This window comes from Xanthobacter autotrophicus (genome assembly GCF_030015065.1).
In the GTDB taxonomy this organism is placed as follows: domain Bacteria; phylum Pseudomonadota; class Alphaproteobacteria; order Rhizobiales; family Xanthobacteraceae; genus Xanthobacter; species Xanthobacter autotrophicus_D.
In genome coordinates this window covers 1-6,832 of the sequence record NZ_JAIVFN010000169.1, presented here as the reverse complement: position 1 = coordinate 6,832, position 6,832 = coordinate 1, and the positions used below count along the sequence as shown (strand labels likewise).

Sequence of the window (6,832 nt, the reverse complement as noted above, 5' to 3'; positions counted from 1 at the left end):
AGAGACAGGTCTGATCCCGCCCCATGCTCATCGCCCAGCTCACCGACACCCACATCCGCCGTCCCGGCACCCTCGCCTACGGGGTGGTGGACACGGCGCTCTATCTCGAAGCCGCCGTCGCCCACATCCTCGCCCTCGCGCCCCGGCCCGACGTGGTGATCGTCACCGGCGACCTCACGGATTTCGACGATGCGGCCGAATATGCCCGCTTCCGGGCGATCACCGCGGCGCTGCCCATGCCGCTGCTTCCCATTCCGGGCAACCACGATTCGTCCGCAGGGCTGCTGGCCGCCTTCCCCGAAATCGCCGCGCGGTGCAACGACGGGCGGGTGAATTATGTGGTCGAGGATTTCCCGCTGCGGCTGGTGATGCTGGATTCCACCGTTTACGGCCGCCCGCACGGCGCGCTCGGGGAAGAAGGCCTGTCCTTCCTCGATCGCGCGCTGGGCGCGGCGCCGGAACGGCCGGCCTTCGTCTGCGCCCACCACCCCCCCTTCCTCACCGGCATCCGGCACATGGACGTGCAGAACCTGTCCGATGCGGCGGGGCTGGAAGAGGTGTTCGGGCACTGGCCCCAGGTGCTCGGCTTCACCTGCGGCCATGTCCATCGGGCGGTGACCACCAGCTTCGCCGGCGTCGCCGCCACCATCGCGCCCGCCCCGGCCCATTCGGTGAGCCTCGCCCTCGACCGCGAGGCGCCGCCCACCTTCCACATGGAGCCGCCCAGCCTGTCCCTGCATCTGTTCGCGGACGGCCGGGTGGTGACCCACCGCAGCTTCATCGGCGCCTATGACGGCCCGCACCCCTTCTTCGGCGCGGACGGCAAGGCCATCGGCACGCCGGAGCGGACCTGACACCCCGGAAATGAAAAAGCCCCGGACCGGCCGGGGCTTTTGTTCATTCCAGAAGCGACCGATCAGCCTCCGGCCACCGGCAGCGGGATGGGCGCGGGGCCGAGCGCCGTGCGGCGAGAGGAGGCAGAGGCGCGCTCGGCAACCCGGTCGGCGTAGGGCAGTTCCAGCCGCTCCCACACGTCGGTGAGCGCCTTGGCCAGATGGGCGATGAGCGCGTCGTCGTGGAACGGGGTGGGGGTGATGCGCAGCCGCTCCGTGCCGCGGGGCACGGTGGGATAGTTGATGGGCTGGATATAGATGCCGTACTCGGCGAGCAGCAGGTCGCTCGCCATCTTGCAGGCCTTGGCATCACCCACCATGACCGGGACGATGTGGGTGGGCGTGTCCATCTGCGGCAGGCCGGCGGCGGCAAGCGCGCGCTTGACCTTGGCCACCTGGGTGCGCTGGCCCTCGCGTTCGACCTGGGAATTCTTCAGGTGGCGCACCGAGGCGGCGGCCGCCGCCGCGACCGCCGGAGGCAGCGCGGTGGTGAAGATGAAGCCCGGCGCATAGGAGCGCACCGCGTCGATGATCAGGCGCTTGCCGGTGATGTAGCCGCCGACCACGCCGAAGGCCTTGCCCAGCGTGCCTTCGATGACATCGACCCGGTGCATGACGCCGTCGCGCTCGGCGACACCGCCGCCGCGCTCGCCATACATGCCCACGGCGTGCACTTCGTCGAGATAGGTCATGGCGCCGTAGCGCTCGGCCAGCTCACAGATGGCGCCGATGGGGGCGATGTCGCCGTCCATGGAATAGACGCTCTCGAACACCACCAGCTTGGGCCGGTCGCCGGCGGCCTTCAGCAGCTCTTCCAGGTGATCAAGGTCGTTGTGGCGGAAGATGGCCTTCTGCCGGCCGCCGTGGCGCACGCCCTCGATCATGGAATTGTGGTTGAGCTCGTCGGAGATCACCACGCAGTCGGGGATCAGCTTGACGATGGTGGAGATGCCGGTGGCGTTGGAAATGTAGCCGGAAGTGAAGACGAGGCCGGATTCTTTACCGTGCAGGTCGGCCAACTCACGCTCCAGCATCACGATCTCGTGGCTGTTGCCCGAGATGTTGCGGGTGCCGCCGGCGCCGGCGCCCCGCGCCTGGGCCGCCTCGCACATGGCGGCGACCACGTCGGGATGGCTACCCATGCCCAGATAGTCGTTGGAGCACCACACCACGATGTCGCGCGGGCCGCCGGGGGAATGCCAGACCGCGCGCGGGAAATGGCGCGCGTCACGCTCGATCTCGGCGAAGGTACGATAGCGGCGCTCCTTGCGCAGGGCGTCGATGGCGTCGGCGAAAAAGCTGTCGTAGTTCATTCCGAACCCTGCGGCGACTGAGCGACTGGGTACGGCTCACGGTGGAGCCGATCCTTATTGTTATAAGGTTATGACGGCACCTTGCTCCTTGTATTGATACCAATCAAGAGGTGAGCAGGACGCGCGGCGATCCGGCGCAAGGCGGGCGCTCGGAACGGAAACATGGTGCGTTGCAGCATGTTGGGTGGGGCAGCGATGACCGCCTTGCGCCGTCAGGCACCCGTCATGCAACCCAGGCCTGTCCGTCCACCTGAACCGGCATGAAGGTGAACACTTGCGACGCTCACCGGCGGCGCCGCTGCGCGCCATGCCGGTAGGGAAGGCCCTGAGATTCCGGCCGGTGATGACCACGCCATCGGTGCCGGGATGCACCGCGCGGGCGCAGGCCTGCGACATAAAGCGCGGCGGTGCGGACGGACCTGAGGGGAAGGGGGCGCGGATACGGCATGCCGGCCTCCGGCCGGGCCGTTTATTGAGCGGACTGCCGAAGCTTTAAGCTCCGACAGTACCGCATCGGCTGCCGGATAGATGGCTGAAAGAGATACCGGCTCCGCCCACACAGCAAGGCGGAGCCGGTCATCCATGCCCTGTCTGCCCCGAAAAGACATGGACAAGAGAGAGATAACCACCGCCCGCGGCCCGATTCTCTGAGATGGATCAAATTTGGCGGAAGCCGGTCAAATTTTTGCTATGGGCTAAAGTCGAAGGCGCCGAGACGCTTTTGCATGAAGGAATGCGCCTCAGGCGCCTGGAGAGACGATGCACGACAAAGAGTCCACCATGCCGGACGGTATTCCAGTCATCCGCACCATCGCCATGCCGGCGGACACCAATCCCAACGGCGATATTTTCGGCGGCTGGCTGATGTCCCAGATGGACCTTGCCGCCGGCAACGTGGCGGCGCGGCGCTCGCGCGGGCGCGCGGCTACGGTGGCGGTGGAAGCCATGAGCTTCCTGTCGCCGGTGGCGGTGGGCGACGAGGTGAGCCTGTTCGCCCGCGTCGCCAAGATGGGCCGCACCTCCATGCGCATCGAGGTGGAGGCCTGGCGCCGCGCCCGCGCCAGCGAGCAGACCACCAAGGTGACCGAAGCCGTCTTCACCTTCGTCGCCATCGACGATGACGGCCGCCCCCGCCCCATCCCGCCGGAAGAGGGCTGACGCCTCACGTTCCTTGCCTCACGCTCCTCTTGGCTTGGCGCGGGTGGTGGGGGGCGCCTCGGCGGGGTCCTCGGGCCAGGGATGCCTGGGATAGCGCCCGCGCATGTCGGCCCGCACGTCACGCCAGGAGCCGCGCCAGAATTGCGGCAGGTCCTTTGTCACCTGGATCGGCCGATGCGCCGGCGACAGCAGGGCCAGCGTCAGCGGCACCCGGCCGCCGGCGATGGCCGGATGGGCGGTGAGACCGAACAGCTCCTGCACCCGCACGCTCACTTGCGGCCCACCCTCCGCGCCATAGTCGATGGGTAGGCGCGAGCCGGTGGGGGCGACAAAATGGGTGGGCGCCTCGGCCTCCAGCCGCGCCGACAGGGCATAGGGCAGGAGTGCGTGGATGGCGTCGCCCACGTCGCCCGGTGAAATGTCGGCCAGCGCGGTCTTGCCGGTGAGGAACGGGGCGAGCCAGTCGGCGGCGGTGGCGGCGAGGGTTGTGTCGGAGAGGTCCGGCCACGCCTCGCCTTCGGCCGCGCGCAGGAAGGCGACGCGTTCGCGCCATTGCGTCGTGGCGGCGCTGAGCGGCAGGCGGTGGAGGCCGAGCGCCGCGATGCCCTCTGCCAGCACCCGCGCGGTGGCCTCGTTCGCCGGCACCGGACGCGGCTGGGCGGCGAGAACGATGGCCCGCAGCCGCCGCACCTCCCGCGCCCGCACGGCGGCGGCCTCCGCATCAAAGGCGATCTCGGTGCCGGAGCTGATGTCGCCGGCGAACTGCGTCTCCACCTCGTCCGGCGACAAAGCGGCGGCCAGCGAGATGCGCGCGGCCTCGGCCCGTCCGCCCACCTCGGCCACGGCGAGGAAAGGTGCCTTCGCCAAGGCTGCGGCGGGGTCCATCACCGCCCCCCGGCCGTTGGCGAGGAGGAAACGCGTGCCGTCGCCGCGCGCCTTCGCCACCCGGTCCGGAAAGGCGAAGGCGAGGAGCGCCGCCGGCGACGGGCGCGGGCCATCGGATTTTTCACCACCACTCTGCGCCATGTCGGCCCAGCGGGCGGCGAGGCGGCGGGCGTCCTCGGCCCGGCGGGACCGGTCGCGGCGGAAGCCGTCGAGGCGGTGGAGGAGGTCCACGCCATCGCCGCCCAGCCCGCGCTCGGTGAGCAGGGCCGCGATCTCCGCCGCCTCCCGCGCCACGCCCCGGTCGGCGCCCATCACCACCAGATGGGCGAGGCGCGGCGGCAAGGGCAGGCGCGCCATGCGCCGGCCCAGGGGCGTCACCCCATCGTCGGCGTCAAGGGCGCCGAGGAGGCGCAGCAGCGCCTTGGCCTCGCTCACCGCCGGGGCCGGCGGCGGATCGAGGAAGGGCAGGGATGCGGGCTCGCGCACGCCGACGCGGGCGAGGTCCAGCACCAGGCCGGTGAGGTCGGCGGCGAGGATTTCGGGCGTGGCGAAGGCGGCAAGGCTCCCCGTCTCGCCCTCGCCCCACAGGCGGTAGCACACCCCCGGCTCGGTGCGCCCGGCGCGGCCGCGCCTCTGGTCGGCGGCGGCGCGGGAAACCCGCACGGTTTCCAGCCGCGTCAGCCCCACGTCCGGCTCGAAGCGCGGCACCCGGGCAAGGCCGCAATCCACCACCACCCGCACCCCCTCGATGGTGAGCGAGGTCTCGGCGATGGAGGTGGCCAGCACCACCTTACGTCGCCCTTTGGGCGCGGGCAGCACGGCGCGGTCCTGCTCGGCCGCCTCCAGCGCGCCGAACAGCGCCACCACGTCCACGGACGGGTCGCGAACCTGCTCCAGCAAAAGGCTCTCGGTGCGCCGGATCTCCGCCGCGCCGGGCAGGAAGGCGAGGATGGAGCCGCTCTCGTCGGCGAGCGCGCGGCGGATGGCCTGCGCCATCTGCGGTTCGAGCGGGCTGCGCGGATCGCCGCCGAGATAGGCCGTCTTCACCGGGAAGGCCCGGCCCTCGCTCTCGATCACCGGCGCGGGGGCCCCGGCGCTGCCCATGAGGGCGGCGACGCGGGCGCCGTCCAGGGTCGCCGACATGGCGAGAAGCCGCAGGTCCTCGCGCAGGCCGCGCTGGGCGTCGAGGGCCAAAGCAAGGCCGAGGTCGGCATCGAGGCTGCGCTCGTGGAACTCGTCGAACAGCACGGCGGCGACGCCGGCAAGCTCGGGGTCCTCCAGCACCATGCGGGTGAAGATGCCCTCGGTGATCACCTCGATGCGGGTGCGTCCGGACACTTCCGAGGCGAGACGGGTGCGGTAGCCCACCTGTTCCCCCACCCGCTCACCGAGGCTCTGGGCCATGCGGCGGGCGGCGGCGCGGGCGGCGAGGCGGCGCGGCTCCAGCACCAGGATGCGCCCGCCCTTCACCCACGGCGCATCGAGCAGCGCGAGGGGCACCCGCGTGGTCTTGCCGGCGCCGGGCGGCGCCACCAGCACCGCGCAGGGGGCGGCGGCGAGGGTCGCGGCAAGGTCGCCGAGAACGGCGTCGATGGGCAGGGGCGTATCGAACATGGTGCTCGCACGCTCATAGAGCGTTTTCAGCAAAAATGGATTCCGGTTTTGCATGGTGATGGCGCGCGCAGGCTTGCGCGCCGGGCCGGCGGCGCCGGAGGCCCGGCAGCGGGATCCGGGCTTGCGATCGCTGGCGTTCGGTGCCTTAAGGAACGCCCCGCCGTCAACCGGGAACCCGTCTTTCATGTCCTCCGCGCCGTCCAGCCTCACCAGCCGGGTCCAGCCCCTGAGCTTCGACACCGGCATCGTCGCCCTCGCTTTCCTCGATGGGACGCCCGCCTTCGTGGGGGCCGAAGGCGCGGTCTATCTGGGGGGCGCGGAAACGCGCACCGTCACGGTCCATGACGGCGCCGTGCTCGATACTGCGTCCGACGGCAAGCGCCTCGTCACCGGCGGCGACGACGGGCAGGTCATGGAGACCCGCGCGGACGGCTCCACCCGCGTCCTCGCCGGCCAGAAGGGCCGCTGGATCGACCGCGTGGCGCTGGGCCCGGACGGCGTGGTCGCCTGGTCCGCCGGCAAGACCGCCCATGTGATGCCGGCGAAGGGCGAGCCGAAGAGCCTCGACGTGCCCTCCACCGTGGGCGGCCTCGCCTTCGCGCCCAAGGGGCTGCGGCTCGCCATCGCCCATTATGGCGGCGTCACCCTGTGGTTTCCCAATGCCGCCGCCAAGCCCGAGCTGTTCGGCTGGAAGGGCTCGCATCTCGGCGTCATCTTCTCGCCGGACGGCCGCTTCCTGGTCACCACCATGCAGGAGCCGGCGCTCCACGGCTGGCGGGTGGTGGACGGCGCGCACATGCGCATGTCCGGCTATCCCTCGCGGGTGAAGTCCTTCGCCTTCACGGCGGACGGCAAGTGGCTCGCCACCTCCGGCTCGGGCGAGGCCATCCTGTGGCCATTCCAGGCCAAGGACCTGTCTCTTATTCACATCTGACGCTGCCGACGACTTAATAGGTGTAGATCTCGGTG

General features: G+C 70.6%; 4 protein-coding genes. 2 read left to right on the top strand and 2 right to left on the bottom strand.

What is annotated here, in order from left to right:
- The first annotated feature begins 23 nt into the window (after positions 1 to 23).
- Positions 24 to 854, top strand: coding sequence for a phosphodiesterase (locus K9U40_RS21275; RefSeq protein WP_282892115.1), 831 nt, complete (start codon positions 24 to 26; stop codon positions 852 to 854).
- Between the two features lie 62 nt (positions 855 to 916).
- Here the strand turns inward: K9U40_RS21275 and hemA are convergent, their stop codons facing one another.
- Complete coding sequence (hemA, locus tag K9U40_RS21270; protein ID WP_282892114.1) at positions 917 to 2,206, bottom strand: 5-aminolevulinate synthase; 1,290 nt, start codon at positions 2,204 to 2,206, stop codon at positions 917 to 919.
- A 759-nt stretch (positions 2,207 to 2,965) separates the two neighbouring features.
- Here hemA and K9U40_RS21265 point away from each other — a divergent pair.
- Positions 2,966 to 3,364 carry an acyl-CoA thioesterase gene (locus K9U40_RS21265; RefSeq protein ID WP_282892113.1) on the top strand — a complete coding sequence of 133 codons (399 nt, stop codon included), beginning with the start codon at positions 2,966 to 2,968 and terminating at the stop codon, positions 3,362 to 3,364.
- Between the two features lie 18 nt (positions 3,365 to 3,382).
- Here K9U40_RS21265 and hrpB read toward each other — a convergent pair whose 3' ends face one another.
- A complete protein-coding gene (gene hrpB / locus K9U40_RS21260; protein ID WP_282892112.1) occupies positions 3,383 to 5,863 on the bottom strand; it encodes an ATP-dependent helicase HrpB in 2,481 nt (826 codons plus the stop codon).
- Positions 5,864 to 6,832 lie beyond the last annotated feature (969 nt).

Excerpts from the sequence above, each read along its gene's own strand:
- K9U40_RS21265 (WP_282892113.1), top strand. The coding sequence starts at position 2,966 with ATGCACGACAAAGAGTCCACCATGCCGGACGGTATTCCAGTCATCCGC.
- hrpB (WP_282892112.1), bottom strand. The coding sequence starts at position 5,863 with ATGTTCGATACGCCCCTGCCCATCGACGCCGTTCTCGGCGACCTTGCC.
- hemA (WP_282892114.1), bottom strand. The coding sequence starts at position 2,206 with ATGAACTACGACAGCTTTTTCGCCGACGCCATCGACGCCCTGCGCAAG.
- K9U40_RS21275 (WP_282892115.1), top strand. The coding sequence starts at position 24 with ATGCTCATCGCCCAGCTCACCGACACCCACATCCGCCGTCCCGGCACC.